Annotated in this window: 22 protein-coding genes; 4 read left to right on the top strand and 18 right to left on the bottom strand. The window is 42.6% G+C overall.

Annotated elements, in window-relative coordinates; all coding sequences use genetic code 11:
• Window positions 1-10 precede the first annotated feature (10 nt).
• A complete protein-coding gene (rfbB, locus tag NHB34_RS01340) occupies window positions 11-1,069 on the bottom strand; it encodes a dTDP-glucose 4,6-dehydratase (protein WP_353427769.1) in 1,059 nt (352 codons plus the stop codon).
• Between the two features lie 102 nt (window positions 1,070-1,171).
• Between rfbB and NHB34_RS01335 the strand changes: the two genes are divergently transcribed.
• Window positions 1,172-1,954: a hypothetical protein gene (locus tag NHB34_RS01335; RefSeq protein WP_353427768.1), complete on the top strand. Its 783-nt coding sequence runs from the start codon at window positions 1,172-1,174 to the stop codon at window positions 1,952-1,954.
• The gene (locus tag NHB34_RS01330) at window positions 1,908-2,816 is read left to right on the top strand and encodes a hypothetical protein (RefSeq protein ID WP_353427767.1); all 909 of its coding nucleotides are present in this window, start codon (window positions 1,908-1,910) and stop codon (window positions 2,814-2,816) included. Before NHB34_RS01335 ends, NHB34_RS01330 begins: the two co-directional genes overlap by 47 nt.
• Window positions 2,817-2,818: 2 nt before the next feature.
• Here NHB34_RS01330 and NHB34_RS01325 read toward each other — a convergent pair whose 3' ends face one another.
• The 10 genes from NHB34_RS01325 to NHB34_RS01280 all read right to left on the bottom strand — a co-directional run bounded on the left by NHB34_RS01325 (window position 2,819) and on the right by NHB34_RS01280 (window position 11,592).
• Window positions 2,819-3,706, bottom strand: a complete 888-nt coding sequence (locus tag NHB34_RS01325) for a glycosyltransferase (RefSeq protein WP_353427766.1) — start codon at window positions 3,704-3,706, stop codon at window positions 2,819-2,821.
• Window positions 3,699-5,048, bottom strand: a complete 1,350-nt coding sequence (locus NHB34_RS01320; protein WP_353427765.1) for an O-antigen ligase family protein — start codon at window positions 5,046-5,048, stop codon at window positions 3,699-3,701. Before NHB34_RS01320 ends, NHB34_RS01325 begins: the two co-directional genes overlap by 8 nt.
• Entirely contained in the window at window positions 5,045-5,851 is an 807-nt protein-coding gene (locus tag NHB34_RS01315; RefSeq protein WP_353427764.1) for a DUF5672 family protein, read from the bottom strand. The genes NHB34_RS01320 and NHB34_RS01315 overlap by 4 nt, the downstream gene beginning before the upstream one ends.
• Before the next feature lie 8 nt (window positions 5,852-5,859).
• The gene (locus tag NHB34_RS01310; RefSeq protein WP_353427763.1) at window positions 5,860-6,780 is read right to left on the bottom strand and encodes a DUF6492 family protein; all 921 of its coding nucleotides are present in this window, start codon (window positions 6,778-6,780) and stop codon (window positions 5,860-5,862) included.
• Between the two features lie 32 nt (window positions 6,781-6,812).
• Window positions 6,813-8,174: a hypothetical protein gene (locus NHB34_RS01305; RefSeq protein WP_353427762.1), complete on the bottom strand. Its 1,362-nt coding sequence runs from the start codon at window positions 8,172-8,174 to the stop codon at window positions 6,813-6,815.
• A 21-nt stretch (window positions 8,175-8,195) separates the two neighbouring features.
• Window positions 8,196-9,164 carry an aspartate carbamoyltransferase catalytic subunit gene (locus NHB34_RS01300; protein ID WP_353427761.1) on the bottom strand — a complete coding sequence of 323 codons (969 nt, stop codon included), beginning with the start codon at window positions 9,162-9,164 and terminating at the stop codon, window positions 8,196-8,198.
• Window positions 9,164-9,664: a bifunctional pyr operon transcriptional regulator/uracil phosphoribosyltransferase PyrR gene (pyrR, locus tag NHB34_RS01295; RefSeq protein ID WP_353427760.1), complete on the bottom strand. Its 501-nt coding sequence runs from the start codon at window positions 9,662-9,664 to the stop codon at window positions 9,164-9,166. Before pyrR ends, NHB34_RS01300 begins: the two co-directional genes overlap by 1 nt.
• A 43-nt stretch (window positions 9,665-9,707) precedes the next feature.
• Complete coding sequence (gene ruvX, locus NHB34_RS01290; protein ID WP_353427759.1) at window positions 9,708-10,118, bottom strand: Holliday junction resolvase RuvX; 411 nt, start codon at window positions 10,116-10,118, stop codon at window positions 9,708-9,710.
• A gap of 1 nt (window position 10,119) precedes the next feature.
• On the bottom strand, window positions 10,120-10,659 hold the full coding sequence (locus tag NHB34_RS01285) for a YqgE/AlgH family protein (RefSeq protein WP_353428520.1): 540 nt from the start codon (window positions 10,657-10,659) through the stop codon (window positions 10,120-10,122).
• Between the two features lie 114 nt (window positions 10,660-10,773).
• Entirely contained in the window at window positions 10,774-11,592 is an 819-nt protein-coding gene (locus NHB34_RS01280) for a YdcF family protein (protein ID WP_353427758.1), read from the bottom strand.
• Window positions 11,593-11,667: 75 nt separating this feature from the next.
• Here NHB34_RS01280 and NHB34_RS01275 point away from each other — a divergent pair, with 75 nt between their 5' ends.
• Together NHB34_RS01275 and NHB34_RS01270 are read left to right on the top strand one after the other, a co-directional pair.
• On the top strand, window positions 11,668-13,140 hold the full coding sequence (locus tag NHB34_RS01275) for a deoxyribodipyrimidine photo-lyase (RefSeq protein WP_353427757.1): 1,473 nt from the start codon (window positions 11,668-11,670) through the stop codon (window positions 13,138-13,140).
• Window positions 13,141-13,178: 38 nt separating this feature from the next.
• The gene (locus NHB34_RS01270; RefSeq protein ID WP_353427756.1) at window positions 13,179-14,018 is read left to right on the top strand and encodes a symmetrical bis(5'-nucleosyl)-tetraphosphatase; all 840 of its coding nucleotides are present in this window, start codon (window positions 13,179-13,181) and stop codon (window positions 14,016-14,018) included.
• 6 nt (window positions 14,019-14,024) lie between these two features.
• On the opposite strand, the gene hemL is transcribed toward NHB34_RS01270, so the two are convergent.
• The 7 genes from hemL to lptE form a co-directional block, all read right to left on the bottom strand.
• Window positions 14,025-15,320 (bottom strand): glutamate-1-semialdehyde 2,1-aminomutase, encoded by a 1,296-nt coding sequence (hemL, locus tag NHB34_RS01265; protein ID WP_353427755.1) that lies wholly within the window; start codon window positions 15,318-15,320, stop codon window positions 14,025-14,027.
• A 46-nt stretch (window positions 15,321-15,366) separates the two neighbouring features.
• Complete coding sequence (locus tag NHB34_RS01260; protein ID WP_071464595.1) at window positions 15,367-15,537, bottom strand: rubredoxin; 171 nt, start codon at window positions 15,535-15,537, stop codon at window positions 15,367-15,369.
• An 81-nt stretch (window positions 15,538-15,618) separates the two neighbouring features.
• The gene (locus tag NHB34_RS01255) at window positions 15,619-17,076 is read right to left on the bottom strand and encodes a THUMP domain-containing protein (protein ID WP_353427754.1); all 1,458 of its coding nucleotides are present in this window, start codon (window positions 17,074-17,076) and stop codon (window positions 15,619-15,621) included.
• Window positions 17,077-17,124: 48 nt separating this feature from the next.
• Window positions 17,125-17,550, bottom strand: coding sequence for a CopD family protein (locus tag NHB34_RS01250; protein ID WP_353427753.1), 426 nt, complete (start codon window positions 17,548-17,550; stop codon window positions 17,125-17,127).
• Between the two features lie 55 nt (window positions 17,551-17,605).
• Entirely contained in the window at window positions 17,606-18,883 is a 1,278-nt protein-coding gene (locus NHB34_RS01245) for a glutamate-5-semialdehyde dehydrogenase (protein ID WP_353427752.1), read from the bottom strand.
• A gap of 22 nt (window positions 18,884-18,905) precedes the next feature.
• Complete coding sequence (gene holA / locus NHB34_RS01240) at window positions 18,906-19,967, bottom strand: DNA polymerase III subunit delta (protein WP_353427751.1); 1,062 nt, start codon at window positions 19,965-19,967, stop codon at window positions 18,906-18,908.
• Between the two features lie 29 nt (window positions 19,968-19,996).
• Window positions 19,997-20,524: an LPS assembly lipoprotein LptE gene (gene lptE, locus NHB34_RS01235; RefSeq protein ID WP_353427750.1), complete on the bottom strand. Its 528-nt coding sequence runs from the start codon at window positions 20,522-20,524 to the stop codon at window positions 19,997-19,999.
• Between the last annotated feature and the right edge of the window lie 9 nt (window positions 20,525-20,533).

The following is a 20,533-nucleotide window of genomic DNA, read 5'->3' as shown; positions in this document are numbered from 1 at the left end:
GTCTTAGCAATTAACTGTATTGCTTTTGCAACCAATCACGATAAGACCCGCTGACTACGCCCTCAACCCAAGCTGGATTATCCAAATACCACTGAACCGTTTTACGAATGCCAGTATCAAATGTTTCTGCAGGGCGCCATCCAAGCTCGCGTTCAATTTTGCCGGCATCTATGGCATAGCGACGATCATGCCCCGGCCGATCTTTTACAAAGGTAATTTGCTCAGCGTAGGACTTACCATCGGTACGAGGCTTAAGCTCATCCAAAATTTGGCAAATGGTTTTTACAACCTCAATATTTGGCTTTTCATTCCAACCGCCAATGTTATAAGTCTCACCTAGCACCCCTTTAGCCAAGACCTCTCTTATAGCAGAGCAATGATCTCCGACATATAGCCAATCACGCACTTGTTGACCATCCCCATAAATAGGCAATGGCTTGCCATTTAGCGCATTTAATATCACCAAAGGTATGAGCTTCTCTGGAAAATGATATGGGCCATAGTTATTAGAGCAATTTGTTGTTACCACTGGCAGTCCATAGGTATGAAACCACGCCCGTACTAAATGATCTGAAGCGGCCTTTGAAGCGGAGTAAGGACTATTTGGCTCATACGAATTAGTTTCAGAAAACGCGGGGTCAGTTGCTGAGAGTGAGCCATAAACTTCATCAGTAGATACATGATGAAAGCGAAATTGCTTTTGACCATCCGCACTTAAGGCGCCCCAATACTCCCTTGCGCACTCCAACAAGTTGAAAGTACCCATAATATTAGTTTGAATAAATTCTGTTGGGCCATGAATCGAGCGATCAACATGGCTCTCAGCGGCAAAATTAACAATTGCTCGTGGCTGATACTCATTCAGTAATTTGGAGACTAATGCTTTATCACCAATATCACCATGTACAAATACATGTCGCGCATCATCCCGCAGAGATGAAAGAGTTGCTAAATTTCCAGCATAGGTTAATTTGTCAAGATTTACGATGGCCTCAGACACTGGCCTCTTTAACCAGTCCAGCACAAAATTGCCGCCAATAAAGCCCGCGCCACCTGTAACTAAAATCATAAATAACCTTATTATTAGAGGAGTGGCTATTAACCTCATAAATAGGTAATAGCGATTCAGATTATTATAACCGATTGATTTTATTAGAAATTAGGCCCTTTAATGCGCAAAATTATTCTTTTTCGAATTAGCAGTAAAGGCTACCCAAAGGTTAAGGTTGACGGAATTAATAAGTTTGACTCCCTAAAGAATCTTTCTAAAACCTTCAAAGATTGGGAATCGATTTGTGTCGCCGACAATTGCGATGAAAATTTATTAAAGCACCTTAATACAGAATATCGTTTTGACAAATTTGTAGAGACACAACTTGGTAACCCCGGTTCATTCTGGAAGCTATACGAACTTGCTCTTGAATTTGCCAAAGATGACGATATTTTCTATTTCATTGAAGATGACTACCTTCACCTTCCTGCCGCACCAGAAGCAATAGAAGAAGGACTGAAATACTTCGACTATGTCACCCTATACGATCATTCAGATAAATATAAATTATCAAACACACCCCTCAATCCTTACGCCAAAGCAAATCGCTTCTCGGAGTCAACGGAAATTGTGAAAGGCGACCACCAGATCTGGCGAACCACTAATTCCACCACCATGACTTTTGCCATTACTGGAAAGACATTAAAAGCTGATGCTGATGTTTGGTCGATAACCAAAACTGCAAAAAAAGATTTTGATTTTGACAACTTTTGCGTCATTACCAAACAATCTATGCTGCCTAAATCTCGCTTCCTCAAGCAAATTCCACGGCGCCTAAAATTTTGGTCGAAGCCCAAACGCTATTTAGGAGTCTGCATACCAGGACTATCATTGCATCTTGAGCAAGGCTATCTAGATGCAAAAGATCCAGAACGATTTCTTGGTCAATTCACTAGAAAATAATTTCAGCTTGCATACAAATCACAAACCCCTTCTGATTGATACGTTCTTGTTTTATAACGAGATGGATCTACTCAAGGCGCGCCTTGAATACCTTGGGGAGACCGTAGATTATTTCATCATCAGCGAGGCAAATATTGATTTTTCGGGCAAAGAAAAAGGGTTTGGCTTGGATAAAGATGTGATTTCCATGCTGCCACACGCAACCAAGATCATTTATCACCAAGAACATATCAACCTAAATTCTTTTTTTTGGCTCATAAAGCGCATACGTTATCGCAACAGACCAACCCGATTGCTGTGGAAAATACAGGATTCCCAAAGGAATGCTCTTTTAAAACCTTTAAGGCGCTTTGATCCAACCGACATCATCATCTTTAGCGATCTAGATGAATTTCCAAATAAAAAAGCAATTGATGAGGCCATACATGTTTTAAGCAACCCCAATTCATTGCAAAAACATCTTTGCTTTAGCTGCCAGCAGCTCTTTTTTTATTACAACATTCAAAATGCCGCCCCAAAAGATCTCTTCCATGGGTCGATATTTACCAATCTAAGCACCCTAAGGCAGTTACTACCGCATAAATTACGGAGCCAAAAGGACAGTCTTCCCCATATTCAAAATGGAGGCTGGCATTTTTCCTACTTCATGGATGAAGAAAAAATATTAAGCAAAGTTTTAGCTATCACCGATGTTGAAAATTTGAGCCAATACAAAAATTTATCTACTCAAGAAATACAGAGAAAAATTCTTAATGGGCTTGACTTATATGATCGACAAACTGAACTCAGCAAAGAAGAGCAAAAAAATCTTCCCACTTCGGTGCTGGGGCCACTTAAAAAATACTTGCCCCACTGTACATAACTTTAGCTTCTAAACAACTGTTTTACTCTAGCCCTCACTAATCTATTTAACATCCTATAGTACCCAGGCAGATCTAAACGTTTCCTCCAGTAGTCTCCAAGAAGTTTATATTCCCTAAAAAACTCTACAACCCCAGGATATCTAGGTATTTGATACTTGGAGCAATACCAATCAAAGGCGCGGTTAATTGCACGCTCTCGCGCTTCTATATCTTCAGATGAATATGTCTTTTTACTGTCATTGCTAGCATGTACTCTCCAACCAATCCCAATACCAGATAGAAAAATCTTTTTCGCACCTAGTATTGAAGCAGCATAGATCATTAAGTTATCAGCCCAAAAACTTTTATCTTGAATATGGGGATAGGGAAATATTTTTTTATACAAATCGCTCGAGAGCGAAAGGCATGAAGTAGGAGCCCCTATCCAACATTGCCTACTTCTTGTTAAAGCACTAGTAACAGAAAATTTATGCGCTTTCGTTTTACCAATAACCACAGAGGTTGGCGATAGAGCGCCATCCATGAACTTTTGTTGCTCACAGAATGCAAAATCCCAATGCTGACTACGTACCAGCCTTAATACCTGCTCAAGATAATCTCTCGGGAAAATATCATCACCATCCAATAAAAAAATCTGCGCCTTGTCTGGAAGCAAAGTCAATGCCGCATTAAAGGTTGAAAATTGTCCCTCATTTATTTTTTTTAATAATTTAAGATGGGTATATTTTTGCAAAAACTGATCAATAATTTGTAGTGAATTATCCGTGGATCCATCGTCAACAATAATTACTTGATCAAATGGATGGGTCTGCGTAAATACCGAATCTAAACAATCACTAATAAATTTCTGATTGTTGTAATTATTTATAAGACAAATATTTTTAATCATTTGGTAATTTTTTATTCGATGATCTCTCTAGGAAAATAAGAGATGCTGCCAAACATAGAAAAAATATAGTTGCTTCAAAATATTGCTTATATGTAATTTCAGCAATGATACCCATTGGAATCAATGCTACGCAAATCATCGCTCCACATAAATTCAATAAAGATGGATTAACTAATCCAAACAAAATAATGCTCAACATCGCTAAAAAAATAAATACTAAACCAGGAACTCCATAGGCCAATCCAAAATCAATCCATCCGCTATGAACTTGACCTTGATGAACATGCTCCAATCCAGCCTCATCAAGCAAGCCAACAAATGATCGATTAATTGATCCATATCCAAAAGGGTAATTTTTTATCAATCGCAAGCCAACTGTTGCCCAGGCCAGCCTAAAGTATGTATTACCAACCACAAGCGTCCCAATATCGTTAGTAGGCCGCTCAAATTGATGTTCACCTTTTTGCCACTGGTGATACTTATCAATTTGCACTGCAATTTTTGCATCGCTAAACAGGGTATCCCAACCCTCGTAAGCAGTTGATTTATGGCCCTTCCAGACTAGCGCGACAACCACAACAATTAATCCACAAATGAAAATACTTAATACATTTCTCTTGCGAATATTCCTTAGAGCATCCAGAAACAATACCGCCCCAAAAAATAGACATAAAGCGATGGATATTGCGACACCATTTTTAGTTCCAACAATTAATGAAGACAGCAGCACCAGAGCCAACCCGATCAAAAAAGGCATGCAATTCAAGACTCCAATCTTCCCCCTCCTAAATATCAAAAAATAAATTAAGTTTGCGATAGCAAATGCAGAAGCTATTGCCCCAAAGTATGTTGTTTCAATTTTGATAAATAGAAATCTTACAAATTCATTTGGTTTGACTAAGCCATCATGTAAATAGCTTGCATATACATAAGCAAACAAATTAATAATTGGGACGGCAAATAAGCTAAAGAAAAAATATTTTTGTAGATGCTGATTTCTCTGAAGTGCAATTGCTAATCCGGTTGCCATTAATGCACCAGCAAACGCTCGAAGCCATAAACTTTTAATTTCAGAAAGTTCTAATTGCGGATTGATTGAAAAAAAGAGGTAATGAACAGCAACCCATACAAAAATACATGAGATCAAAAGTAGTGGGGCTAACCTTATGCTTGGTTGTGTAAATAGATTTCTGTTTTGCCAAATCATTAGAATTCCAGTTATTGCACCGATGACTAACAGGATGTTTCTCAAAGCGATTGTGTCTGGCAATACCCATATCCACAATAGAGTACAGGCGCTCAAAACAGAAATGTTAGCTAGGTACTTTTCTTGAATTTTCATTTAAATTTTTGGGTCAAGAGCCACCACTTTAGTTTGAAAAAGTGCCTACGCATTTTCCATTTGAATTTCACTCTATCAGCTATTTCTATCGCAAGCTGATTTCTATTTTGATGACGCAAAGAAGTAATTAAGTCGTAGGTATCAATCCCACTCATTCCAGAGGCAGGCATTAGGTTTAAAAATAAGCTTAGCTGGTCATCATCTAAAACATAACCAAAATTAAAAAATCCATGAAACCCAAACGCAGGATGCCATAGAGAACGCTCAACAGCAAATTGTTCAGCAATTTCGGCTGGAGCAAAATGGATGCCGTATTTCTTCTCCAAAAATTCTCTGTTATCCACACAAATACAATAGTCTTCTGGATGTTTCTTTACAAAGCCAGGCTGTTTAATCGCTTTTAGTAATTTAACTGAACGCAGTGAGAAACCGCCATTGCCTACCGGATTTTCTGGGTGATGAGGCCAAACTGGACCTATATAGTCATAAGTTAAAAAATGATCCTGCCAAAGATCCGATCGAATGATAAAACTATCCCATTGGATTATCAGCACATGGGTACCAGACACATACTCTTCAATACCCGTAAGTAGCAAATCGGAGTAATCTTTAGTGGTCTGAATGTTAGGCGCAGCAACATACTTAATATTCGGCTCGTACTCTTTGAGCAACCCTAAGTTTGTGATCAGAACAACCTGGGAAAAGCTTGCTTTTTCTGTACATTGCTTTATTGCCCAATGGGCTAAATTGGGATCTCGAGTCTCAACACATAATAAAGTGACATTAGGAAGACTCAACATCATCAAAAAAATTAAATGAAGCCTAACAGCAATGAGAATTTGAACTGAATCTTTTTTAGCGCCCGCTTGAAGGTGCGCCAAATTCTGGACATGACGCTCTTGTTAGATGGCCCGTAATCCCCCCAACTTTCCCAGTTTGACTGATATACGACTCCGAGATAATCATTAGCAAGCAGTTTCTCATCGTAACCAAGTATTTGATGTGCCCATAATTGATGTTCATAGTGATAGTGCATAAATAATTGCTCGCGAGGATATATGGGTATGGCACGAAAGTTCACTAGCGACTCGCCATACCAAGTGAACTCAGAGCCACATAAAAGCACTGCATCTAAAAAGTTCATATGATTTGGTGTCAGATAATTCTTATCTAACGACTCCCAAACTTTTCGACTCCATAAAAATGGAGCGTAGCCAAAGTCATAGGTCACGCCTGTACGGTTTAAAGCTGCTTTGATTGGCTCACGGTCAGCAAGGAAATGTTGACGAATTTTCTTTGGCCCAAAGCGCTCGGTTGCCTGAAGAACATCTCGCCCTTCATGAATTACCGAATAAGGAATATCGTCCTTGACGATAAAGTCGCTCTCATCAAAGTCGCGAATAAAAATGCAATCAGAATCGAGGACTAAATAGTTTTCAGAGATCTCCAATCTCCAAAACTCGGACTTAATTACCTGCTGTCGTAGCCCCCCACGAATTTCATAGAGCTTTTTTATATCTAGCTTTGGGTTTGCCCTAAAAATATCTAGCTCATCAAAAACAATCGCTTCAAAGTCTTTTAGGTATTCCCTAAACAGCTCTACATCATCACCGGGAACAGAGACATAAAAAGGAATTCGAGTCTTATTATACTTTTGAATACTCTGTGCAAGCTTAACCGTTCTTGTCAGATCTTTGCGAAAAGTGCAGCAATATAGGACAAAGTTCAACATAGGTCAGTTCATTAAAGTTGAGGGCTTGGCTGTTAATTTGCCGAGATTGTATTTAAGATTGTAGCGACTGCCTGCCTAACATCTATAGGCTTCTCTTCGGGAATCTGCAGTTGCCTACCCCTCCAATCAAGCCAAATTCGCTCTAGGGCCATTTCAATGCTTAGTTTATCTGTCTGATGACTCAAATAGGCACCCCTTTCAGAAAGCATTTGATCAAGCTGCGGATTGCGATGAGTGATTCCCCAAATTGGTCGGCCAGCCCAAAGATATTCATAGAACTTAGAGGGAATATATTCGGCACACCATTCGTCATTTCCATGCAAGAGTATTAATACATCTGATTTTTGTAACTCCTGAACAACTCTTTCTCGGCCTGAGATACCGCTCAAAGGATCTTTTTCAAGTCTCCCATGATCAATTAGGACATCGTGATAGTGATATTGCTCAAGCGCTTCTTTGGTCAATGCATCTAGTGGAGCGCCATACACATTGATACATATTTGCTGACGTGCCTCTGGATACTTTTGAAACAAAGAGTGTAGCGCAGACAAAATAGTTGAAATCGAACGGTCTTTTGCTAGTGATCCAGAATGAGATAAGTGCAGCTTATCCCCATAGCGATGTTCCTTATTTGTCTTGAGGCCTCCTGGCGGTTCCGCACCTGGCAACACCATGAACCCATGAGCATTACCTTTGCTATTTAAGTTGGGGTTACGAACTTTGGCATAGTGCAACGCTCCATCGGTAAACCACCAAACATAATCAGCGAAATGGGCAATGTTTTTTTCTAAGCAATAACGAAACCGAGCATCGCGGTTACGAGGAATGGCAAAACCATCATCTGCTGGACTGCTGCGAATCACTAGCGGATCATGAATCTCAGCGATCCACCGAACTCCCGTTACCCTCTTAAGCCATAAGCCAGCCAAGTGTGCTGACCATGCACCACCAGTGGAATACACTAAATCGACTTTACCCTCTCGAATCAATCTATATCCATGAATAAATGCAGGCAATGCCCAAGACCATTGACTCGAATATCCTAGTACAAGCTTTTCTAAGCCAATTAATGGACTCAATAGAAGTGAAACAGTCCTTGTCAATACCTTGTATATAAAACCCCGACCATATTGATTTGCGATCCAATGACGAAAATCAAATCGAAACGCTGATGGCCCCCAGGCTAAATACTGGTAGTGAGGAAAGCGCTGATCTTTAATGCCAGTAATTGCACTAAATACAGTCAGCCGAATTCCCACTTCTAATAAGTAGGGCATTTTATCGGTAATCGTCTGGCTTGATGCACGGCCATCCATATTAAAGCCATGCGACAGAATTAACCAACGTTGATTTACAAAACCCTTTAATTCAGTAGGCTGAGAAAATTCACTCACGCTAATCAGCAAGACAAAAGATTAGTTGCCAGCAACAATTGACATCACCGCCATTCGTACTGCAATTCCAAAAGTAACTTGATTAAGAATGACAGATTGCGGACCGTCTGCAACTGCAGAATCAATCTCTACCCCACGATTCATGGGTCCTGGATGCATTACGATGGCATCTGATTTTGCAAGCGCTAAACGATTGGGCGTAAGGCCATACTGTTTGAAGAAGGCATCCCCTTCTGGCACCTGGCCTACTTCCATGCGCTCTTTCTGAATACGGAGAGTCATCACAACATCAATATCCTTCAGACCCTCCTCCATGCTGTGGAATACTTTTACTCCTAACATATCTAAATCGCTAGGCAATAGACTCTCTGGGCCAATCGCCCGAATATCTTCGCAGCCCAAAGTGGTGAGCGCATGAATATTCGACTTTGCTACACGACTATGAACAATGTCGCCCACAATAGCCACTTTCAAGCCTTTGAAATCCTGCTTAAAGTGACGCATCGTATACATATCCAACAAACCTTGGGTTGGATGTTGATGGCTACCATCACCGGCGTTTACCACGTGTACATGCGCTGGCACATGATTTGCTATCTCAATGGGCGCCCTTGAAACACTGTGACGTACAACAAAGATATCTGCTTGCATTGCTACAAGGTTATCTATGGTATCCAGCAGGCTCTCGCCCTTAGCGGTAGAAGATGTGGAAATATCTAAATTAATAACGTCAGCGGAGAGGCGTTTAGCCGCAATCTCAAAAGTCGTTCTTGTGCGAGTGGAGTTTTCAAAAAAGAGATTGAAGACACTCTTTCCTCTTAGCAGAGGAACCTTCTTCACCTCTCTTGCCGGATCTGTAACGCTGACAAACTGCTTCGCCGTATCCAGAATATGAACTATCTGCTCTTTTGGCAAACCCTCCAAGGTTAGAAGATGCGTTAACTCTCCAGCGGCATTAAATTGATTTACAAGATTGTTTTCAGCACCCATTATTCATGCTCCTCAAGCTGAAAACTCAATTTTCCAGCAGCATCTTTTTCTAAAACTAATATTTGACTATCAGATACATGAACTTGCTCGCCCGCAAAGTTAGCGCTTACTGGTAGCTCGCGATTTCCACGATCCGCAAGAACCATCAATTCCACTTGTGCGGGACGCCCAAAATCAAATAATTCATTTAAGGCAGCTCGAACTGTCCTGCCAGTAAATAAGACATCGTCAATCAAAACAATATTGGCGCCACTCACCTCAAAAGGAAGATGAGTTGTCATCGTGCTGGCAGTGCGTAATGCAGTCATTCCTTTTTCTGCATAGTCATCTCGATGAAAGGCGACATTAATCACACCATAGTGTGGCAAACCTAAATCCTTGGCCAAACGCTCGGCAATCCAAGCGCCACCTATAGCCAAGCCAGCAAGCTCAAAAGAGCCCTGATGCACTCTTTCTTTCACTGCTACCAGCAACTTTTCGTACATCAATTCAGCATTCATTTATTCGTTCCAATACTTCTCAATTTCAACCGATATCAAGTAATTATTGTTCCGCAAAATACTGCTCCAAAATAAGGGCAGCAGAGTGCGCATCTAGATTGTCCCGCATCTTCGTATCCGCCTCTAAAACCACCGAAGAATAGCGCTCATCTACCCAAGCTACTGGTAAATTAAGCCGTCCATGCAACTGATTGCCAAATCGGATTGCTTTAGCAGTCATCTCATGTTCCGCACCATCAGGATGCAAGGGACGACCAACAACCAATTGATCTGGTTGCCATTCCTTTATTAACCCCTGAATCTCTATAAATAGAGTATCCAGGTTTGCTGCAGCAATCGTTTTTAAGGCCTGTCCTGATTGTGTTACCGAGTTTCCAACTGCGACACCCACACGACGCATTCCATAATCAAAAGCCATTACTGTAATGGGCTGATTGACTAATGAGCTTGACATCTCAGGCATGCCCCGCCTCTCCAGATAGAGAGGACAAATCAAAGCCAAGATGACTAACGGTTTTCTCGTAACGCTGGCTTGATGGAGTATTAAAAATAATTTCCATCATTTGTTCCTTTGATAAGGGCACATTCATCCAGCCATTTAAGGTAATTTCCTCTTCAAGCTGACCAGCGCTCCAGCCTGCGTAACCTAGTGTCATTAAAAAATTTCTTGGACCATTTCCCAAAGCAACTGCCTCAAGCACATCTTTGGAGGTTGTCATTGTTAAACCTCCAGGAATAATTAAAGAAGAGCTATAGGAAAGATGGGGATTGGATTCGTGCAAAACAAAACCGCGCTCGATTTGAACGGGCCCACCAAAATAGACCGGCTGCTCAGGCAAAGGCGCAATTTCGAGTTTGAGCTCTATCTTGTCAAACAAGGTAGCTAAATCTACTTCAGTGGGCTTATTTACTACCAAGCCCATTGCACCTCGCTCATTGTGTTCAAACAAGTAAACAACAGAATTAGCAAAATTGGGGTCGACCATGCCTGGCATGGCAATTAAAAATTGATTTGCTAAATGATCGGCCGAATAAGATACCCAAGATCCAGGATCTGAATCATGAGGGGCGTTTTTGGCCGAAGTCATATTGAGTATTTTACCGAATATCTAGATTTTCCCGGTAACCCAATAGGCCAAAAGTCCGACAAGCTCATGAACTAACTTATTCCAATTTTGGGCGCCATCGACTAAATCAAACTCAGTCCAGCGAAGGTTTGCTGCCGTCTGATAATCAACCGGTACCGGAATAATGACAATGCCTTGCTTTTCAAAAATCCTGGCAGAGCGATACATGTGACTCGCAGAAGTAATCAGTAACCATGGCCTCAAATTGTCAGACTCGTTCTTTTTGCCGAAGTCTTCAATCATTGGCTTCGTGTATAGAACATTTTCGTAGGTATTTCGTGACTGATTTTCATAATGTGCAGTTTTGTCTGTCAGCTCAGTCAGACCCTGCTCTTGAATTAGCTGTTTAAATGCATCCGCCTCTGAAATTCCCTTGGGGCTGATGCGGCCAGAGTAGCCACTAAAAATGAATGGCAAGTTTGGATATTTTCGAATGAGTTCAAAAGCCTTGGTTACACGCTCAGCTGAAGAATATATGGATACCTCTCCGCGATCGACAGCGATCTGACCGCCCTCAATTGCACCACCCAAAATAATGATTCCGCCCAAATCATTTTCTGAAAGCTCTGCAAGTGAGGTTTTTGGAATAATCCCCTCGAGATACCTCAAACCCAGTTCAGAAGTCGGCAACCAACCGACTACCAACAGATCGAAAAGTGCCAATAAGAGAAAACGCTTGCAAAGCTCAACCTTTCGCAGCATCAGAAAAATTAGGCTAAAACTAATAAAAAGAATTGCCCAATTCAAGGGCTCTATGCAGAACTGCACTACTTTCGAGAGAACAAAAAAGATCGTATCCATAGCTTCTTGAAATCTTAACCTTTTTAAATGAGCTCCTCTAAACAATTTTTATCAATTAGCCCTAATATAGGGTCTATGGATAAAGGACTTGTTTGGCTTAGACGCGACCTTCGCTTGCATGACAATGCGGCACTTCACCATGCTCTTGTGAACTGTAAGCAAGTCTGGCTTACCTTCATTTTTGACACTGAAATTCTGAAGCCCCTTTTGCAAGGTGAACTAGGTTCAAAGGGTCTAAAACACGACCGTCGAGTTGACTTTATTTGGCAAGGTATCAAACAGATAGATGAGGAACTTCGACAGGTTGGTGGCGGACTTATTGTCCGTTTTGGCAATCCGACAGAATGCATTCCTCAAATTGCCAAAGAGCTCGGCGTTGATACCGTATTCATCAATCACGACTATGAACCTTGCGCGATTTATAGAGATGAATTAGTCCAGAATTCACTTGAAAAGTTAGGCATTCAATTCGAGACCTACAAAGATCAGGTGATTTTTGAGAAAAAAGAAATTCTTACAAATTCCAATACGGTCTTTTCAGTCTTCACACCATACAAAAATAATTGGCTCAAGACACTGCAAGAAAAAGATTTAGCTGCCTTCGAATGCAACCCTAAGTCAGGACAATTCGTCTCGATTCCCAAAAAACTAGATCTAGGACTACCTTCTCTAGAATCGATGGGCTTTTGTTCAACAGGCATTGAAACCTATCTGCCGCCTGGATCTCAAGGAGGTCAGCTATTTTTAGAAGACTTTCTGTCACGCATTGATCAATATCAGATTGGTCGAGATTTTCCAGCCGTCAAGGGCGTCAGCTACCTATCGACACACCTGCGCTTTGGAATGCTCTCCATTCGCGGCCTAGTGCGAGAAGCGCATCGTCGCATGCTGGCAGGCAGTATGGGCGCCACCATTTGGTTAAGTGAGCTTATTTGGCGTGACTTTTATTTCATGATTCTTGCTAATCATCCACGCTTAGCAGAGGGTGTCTCATTCAAGCCCGACTATGACAACATTGTTTGGGAAAGTGGTGCGCCAGCCAAGAAACTCTTCAATGCTTGGTGTGAAGGTAAAACCGGATACCCACTGGTTGATGCGGCGATGCATCAACTTAATCAAACTGGTTATATGCATAATCGATTACGTATGGTTGTGGCCAGCTTTCTGACAAAAGATCTCGGTATTGATTGGCGTTGGGGAGAAGCGTATTTTGCAGAACATCTCAATGATTTCGAATTCTCATCCAATAATGGTGGCTGGCAATGGGCATCTTCTTCAGGCTGTGATGCTCAGCCCTATTTTAGGATCTTTAATCCCATTACCCAGTCCGAGAAATTTGACTCGGAAGGGAAATTTATCAAACGATACCTACCCCAATTAGAGAAACTCTCTAAAAAATCTATTCATGCGCCTTGGCAAGCCGGCCATATCGAGCTTGAAAGCGCAGGCATTGTGCTGGGGCGAGACTATCCATACCCCGTGGTTGATCATGATGAGGCACGCAAGAAGACCCTTGTTCGGTATAACGTTGTTAAAAAAGTTAGCTAATCTTGTTCTGACCCTAGCATTCAGATTTAAGATAAGGCATGAGCAAGATCTATGTTGTAGGGGATGTACAAGGATGCGCCCCCTCACTAAAAGCCCTCGTTAAAAAGCTTCCTAAAAATTCAAAAATGATTTTTTTAGGAGATTTAGTGAATCGCGGCCCCGACTCTCTCGGAGCATTGCGCCAACTCAAGGTTTTGCAAGAGTCTGGCCGAGCAGAATGCATTCTCGGCAACCATGATCTTCACTTATTAGCGATAGACGCGGGTATTCGTAAAACTCGTGGACTAGATACTGTTGAACCCATTCTAAATGCGCCAGATAGAAAAGAACTCATAAACTGGATCCGCAAACGTCCTCTCGCCCTAAGCAATGGCAAGGTACTCACTGTACATGCTGGCGTGCTTCCGCAATGGGATTTACAACAAACCATCGAATACGCACAAGAAGTTGAAAAAATATTGCGCAGTAAATCCTATAAAGACTTCTTAGGGAATATGTATGGCAACACCCCTAATAAATGGAGTAACTCCCTAAAGGGCTATGATCGTTTGAGAATCATCACAAACGCATTAACGAGAATGCGTTTTTGTACGCCTAGTGGAAAAATGGAATTTGAAAGCAAAGAAGGCCTAGAAGATGGTCCTAAAGGTTATATTCCTTGGTTCAAAGTTCCGAAGAGAAAAACGCAAGATACTGTGATTTACTTTGGTCATTGGTCCACCTTAGGCCTCTTACGAGAGAGCAATGTTGTGGGCCTAGATACTGGCTGCGTATGGGGTGGAAAACTCACTGCTATGGAGATCTCTAACTCCAATAAAGATATGAAATACTCAGAGATCATTCAAGTGGATGGTTACGATCATCCACTCAGAATGTAATAAAAATTACTTTAGCTTTTGAAATGACTTCTCAGCCGCAGCAATAATTGCACCCACAACATCATTGTCATGCGTAATCGATGTAAATCCAGCCTCATAGGCTGAAGGCGCTAAATACACACCCTCATCAAGCATGAGATGAAAAAATTTCTTGAAGGCTTCAATATTGGTTTTGGTAACTGCCTCGTATGAATTGGGCACATCCTTAGCAAAATAGAAACCAAACATACCACCAACACTGTCTACTGAAAACGGAATATTTGCTTTATCTGCTGCTTGCTTCAATCCCGCCATTAGTTTTCCTGTTTGGCCAGTGAGGCATTCAAAAAAACCTTCTCTAGAAATAATCTGGAGTGTTTTGAGGCCGGCAGCTACCGCTACGGGATTACCAGATAATGTTCCAGCCTGATAAACATTACCCAGAGGGGCTAATTTCGACATGATCTCTTTTTTGCCGCCAAATGCCGCTATTGGCATGCCACCACCCATGACCTTGCCTAGGCAAGTCAAGTCAGGAACAATGCCCTGCAAAGATTGCGCGCCACCTAGAGCCACTCTAAAACCCGTCATGACTTCGTCATAAATTAAAACGCTACCATGTTTGCTAGTGAGATTACGAACAGCGGATAAAAATTCTTTAGATGGTTGAATCAAATTCATATTGCCAGCAATTGGCTCCAATATGACTGCTGCAATTTGATCGCCCTGCTTTTTAAACACCTCTTCAATTGCTGCAACATCGTTATAGGGCAGCACTAAAGTATGCTTTACCAAATCTTGCGGTACACCACCAGAGGATGGCGCATTTTGAGTTGAGTCAGCAAAAGTCAGCAGACCCGAACCCGCCTTGACTAATAAGCTATCAGCATGGCCGTGATAGCAGCCCTCGAATTTAATAATTAAGTCGCGACCGGTGTAACCGCGAGCTAAACGCAAGGCGCTCATCGTTGCCTCGGTGCCACTAGAGACCATGCGCACTTGCTCAATGCTTGGCATCAATTGGCAAATACGCTCAGCTAATTCGATTTCACCTTCGGTTGGAGCACCATAACTAAAACTGGTCTCAGCAGCTTTTTTAACCGTTTCAACCACTTCTGGGTGAGCATGACCCACAATCATTGGGCCCCAGGACATAATCAGATCAATATATTGCTTATTGTCTGCATCCCAAAAATAAGGGCCTTGTGCTCTAGCGACAAAACGTGGGGTACCGCCCACCTGACGAAATGCCCTCACCGGAGAGTTCACACCCCCAGGAATGGTTTTCTGTGCGCGTTCAAATAAGGCGTCGTTTTGACTCACTATGATCTCAACCTCTTTAATTACTTTGTTATTAGCTGGCGAATAATTAAATCGCCATCATTTCAAAATCTTCCTTGCGTGCACCACATTCTGGGCAAGTCCAATTCATCGGAACATCTTTCCAAAGCGTTCCTGGAGCAATGCCCTCGTCAGGTAAACCTGCGGCTTCGTCATAAACCCAGCCACAAATAAGACACATATATGTTTTAAATTCCATCGAGCTATCCTCCTAATTGCTGCGGCTGATACACCACAGCTCCTAAACACTTTAGGTCCATTTTAAAGCGCATTCAGCATTTCACTCATCGCCCGACTGCTTTATTGCAGGGCGTTTTTGATGCATCTCAAACTTAAATAGACGACACTCCAAGGGGCCATTAAATAAAGGGGTGCGCTTAGACTCTTTAATTCGCAACTGCCCTGGCAAAGCCATATCCGCAGTCAACACAAAGACATTCCATCCGCCAAAAGCATCTTTGAGATGTTGTCCAAATTGACGTAAAAATTCTACAAACTTAGGGTCTTGCTCTTGTTGAGCTTGTAGCTTCTTCAGCGATTCTCGGCTGGAACGCTTTGCGCTTTGCCGACCAGTCTCTAAATTGAGTTCAAATCGATTCTCTGGCACACCAGAATCATTCTCGACATCTCGAGAGTCTCTCTCTTGGCCACGACCACCTTTAATAACCAAGCGCTCGCCATAAGGGGGATTCAATAGCATCAGACCGTCTTTTGAATTAGCTGGTGGCTTGCTTGCCATCGCATCGATCTGACGAACAACCGCTTGATCAGGTAACTGCGCACGTTGCCAATTCCCCTTAAACATAGCCACTAGTTTTTCATTAATATCGCCACCACTAATTCCCAGAGATTGCACATCAGAATATTGTTTACGCTTTTCCAGAATCTCATTCTGAGCCGCCTCTTTTAGTGCAGCCCAACGTTTTTTTTCACCTACCTCAGTAAATGGCTTAAGTCTCTGGAAGCCAAAACCTTGAGCAGACGTTACCAATGGGCGATAAGCCAAGCGACTGGGTTTGGCATCATTTCCGTACATATCTGCACGAATAGCTCCAGGCGGTATCGCTAAAGCCTTTTGGGCCGCCTCAATTAAAAAAGTACCACTACCGCACATCGGATCAAATAAAGTTTGACCTGGTTTCCAACCGGTAATCGACAAAATACCAGCAGCTAAGTTTTCTTTTAACGGGGCGTCACCTTTTTCATCACGCCAACCACGCTTGAATAAGGCCTCACCAGAAGTATCCAGATAGATGGTAGCTTGTGTTGCAGTCAAATGCGCCTGCACCCGAACATCCGGAAAGGTTGTGTCAATACTCGGACGATCACCGGTGACATCACGCAAACGATCCACAATCGCATCTTTAATTTTGAGTGTTGCAAAATTTAAACTCTTTAATGGTGAACGATGCGCTGTGACATCCACCCTTAAAGTTTGTTTAGAGCTAAACCAGTCTTCCCAAGCTAAGCCGCCAGCAAGTTTATAAAGATCATCTTCCTGCCTATAGGGAGCCTGTGCCATTTGCAATAAAACGCGGCTCGCAATTCTAGAATGCAAATTAAGCGCCATCGCTGCTGATAGTGGTCCTGACAAGCCAATACCTCCAGTAGGGCTAGTAGGTGTTTGATCGATCACCCAGACGCCTAAGGCCTTGCAGTCTGGACGGCCTGCAATCTCTGCCAGCTCCTGTGCAAGCGGGATTTCTAAACCGCCTGGGCAGACAACAAAAAATCTCATGAGGCTCGCAGTTTTAAAAAGTTAGAAAGAATCTTGAAGGGCTAAAGATCAAGGTTTAAAAATCACCAAAGCCACAATAATCAATAACAAAATCACTGGTACTTCATTAAACCAGCGGTACCAAATACCTGATCTTGTATTGAGATTGGCGCGAAACTTCTTAAGCAAACTCCAGCAAGCATGGTGGTAACCGATTACCAAAATTACAAAGAATATTTTGGCATGCATCCACACATCTCCAGCGCCAATTCCAAAACCAAGCCATAGCGTGAGCCCCAATAAAACAGCCGGCACCGCCAAAATGGTCATGAACCTAAATAAGCGATCAGCCATTCCCAAGAGCCGAGAGTAGGCTTGGGTATTTTTTTCATCCGCTAGATTGACATAAATCCGCGGCAGATAAAACAAACCAGCAAACCACGACGTAATAAAAACGATGTGTAAGGTTTTTACCCAAAGGTAGGCATTAGCCATAGTGATCAGCGCCGAAGTATGTATTTAGTGTGAATTGATGATGAATTCAGTACGATCAAGTGCGAATCTCGCCATGACCCATGACGACATATTTCAGGGAGGTTAGACCCTCTAAACCAACTGGTCCACGAGCATGTAGCTTGTCATTTGAAATACCAATCTCAGCACCAAGACCATACTCAAAGCCGTCGGCAAAACGTGTGCTGGCATTGACCATCACGCTTGCGCTATCGACTTCACGCAAGAAACGGTTCGCATTTTCTTGATTATTAGTAATGATGGCATCAGTATGCTTGCTGCCATAACGCTCAATGTGATCCATAGCCTCATCCATATCAACCACAGTCTTAATTGACAAGATTGGTGCCAAATACTCTGTTTGCCAATCCTCATCAGTAGCATCAACTAAGTTTTTAAAACCACATGACTCCAATGTTGAGCGAGTAAAAGTGTCCACCCGTAACTCAACACCTTTGTCCTGATAAATCTTGCAAAGATCAGGCAGCACTTTTAAGGCTATGTTCTTATTAACCAACAGGGTTTCCATAGCGTTGCAAGGTGCATAACGCTGAGTCTTAGCGTTATCACACACCTTGATAGCCATGGCTACATCAGCATCCGCATCAATATAGGTATGGCAGATGCCATCCAAATGCTTAATCATTGGAACGCGTGCTTCGGCCATCAAACGGGCAATCAAACTCTTGCCACCGCGAGGCACGATGACGTCAATATATTGTGTCATCGTAATCATCTCGCCGACAGCACTGCGATCGGTTGTAGCAACCACTTGAACCGCATCTTTTGGAAGGTTTGCAGCAGCAAGCCCTTCTTGAATGATTTGAGCTAACAATGTATTGGAATCAATCGCCTCGGAGCCACCACGCAAGATCACTGCGTTACCTGATTTAAGACATAATGCCGCAGCATCAATTGTGACATTGGGACGAGACTCATAAATGATGCCAATGACGCCTAATGGCACTCGCATTTGACCAAGCTCGATACCCGATGCTTGCTTCTTTAAGGCGGTAATTTTTCCAATAGGATCTTCTAAAGAAACAATTTGCTCAAGACCCAAAGCCATGGTTTCAATAGTTTTGGGTGTCATGGTTAAGCGATCTACAAAAGCCGTATCCTGACCGTTGGCTTTTGCACGCTCAACATCACCTGAATTTACTTTTTGAATCTCATTAGCTTTTTGACGAATTAACTTGGCGATATGCAACAAAGCTTGATTCTTTTGTTCGCTAGAAGCGCAAGCCATGGCGCGCGAAGCGCTACGTGCCCTGCGACCAATGTCTTGCATCATTTTATGAATTTCAGTACTCATCTTTGCTATTTTCTACTAATTTCTAGCGCAGTAGATTTCCTACCAAACGTAGCCCATCCCAGGGGTCTGCAGGCAACTCTGCTGCAGATAAACCCTTTACTTGACGGTCTAGTCCTGCAGCTACTTGCATAGCCCTACGCAACTTCAGCGGCTGAATTCTTCTCAGGGCGGCTGGGTATAAGCGCTCTTTATTCCCCCAAATTCGATTCACGCGCATCAGTTGCTGAACTGACTCTCTAGCATCACTAGCAGCCTTTATCTTTGATAACAATCTGAGCTCCTCGGTGACGCTCCACAGAATCAACACCAATGGCTCGCCTTCACCCTTTAGACCATCAAGCATGCGATTCAATCTAGGCAAATCCCCAGCCAACATCGCTTCAGTTAACTCAAATACGTTATAGCGCGCCACCTTTAGGATGGCAGAGCGCACCTGCTCCTCGGTTAATACTCCGGTGGGATAGAGCAACCCTAGCTTCAATATCTCTTGATGAGCGGCAATCAAATTACCTTCAACTTGATCGGCAATAAATTCCAAAGCACGCTGACCTTCTGGACCACTCTCCACTTCTTGGTTTTGTTTTTTTAATCGAGCGGCAATCCATCTTGGTAAATTTCCACGATCAATCGAATCAATCTGAATTGCCATTCCTGCATCATCTAAGGCACCAAACCAAGCAGAAGTTTTGGTCTTGGCATCCAACTTAGGAAGTACGATGCAGACGACTGTATCTGGCCCCTCAGGACCATTAGACTGAGATTCCATTTGCGCTGCAAACTGCCTCAAAGCATCAGCACCATCACGACCTGGCTTCCCAGTTGGGATGCGCAGTTCTACCCAGCGCTTATCACCAAAAAGCGACATCGTTTGACCTGCGCTTAATAAAGCACTCCAATCAAATCCACGCTCCTGTAACAATACTTCACGCTCGTTAAAGCCTAGTTTCTTAGCGGTCAAGCGCAATTGATCCATAGCCTCCATCATCAATAGTGGCTCGTCTCCGCTAAAAATATAGAGTGGCAACATTGCGCCACCTGCACCCAGTGACTTGAGATGTGCCTGCAAGGCGTCGACTTTAACCATGCGAGTCTAGATTCTCCAAGTCTTTCTGTTTAAAACGACTTAGTTCTTGGTGCTCTAGCAGCGGCAGAGACACGTCGCAGAATTTGAACGGAGAGATCTTTGCGCATTAAAGACAAGAATTGTTGTTGCTGAACGTCTGTTGCCAACACAGTGGTGTTCGAGAAGTCCATATCGCGAGTCATATAAATCTCACTATCTGGAATAATTTCGGCGCCAGAATTATCAAACGCCCGAAAGCCCACACGAATATTTAAACGATATGCGGTAACCTGACCGGCCGAGTTATAAGCCAAAATTTCACGGCCATTAATATCATTCGTGATTTCAAGAATCAGTTCAGCATCTTTTGAGTTAATTGCAACCTTAGCGTCTGTCCCCTGCAAAATGGATGCTTCAATATCAGCGCGCAAAGGTGGCGAAGGATTTCCTGTGATCGCAATCGCTTTAAAAGGTAAATCCACCATCCCGCGCAAACGGTAGCCACAAGCCTGTAATCCGCTAAGAGGAATGCTAGCAATGAATCCAAGTAATGTGCGACGAAGTGGGTTGGTGGACATGACTTAGCT

Origin of the sequence: Polynucleobacter sp. MWH-UH19D (assembly GCF_040409795.1) — a bacterium.
GTDB lineage: Bacteria > Pseudomonadota > Gammaproteobacteria > Burkholderiales > Burkholderiaceae > Polynucleobacter.
Note: the sequence above shows the minus strand (reverse complement) of the source record. Positions and strands in the feature narration are given on the sequence as shown.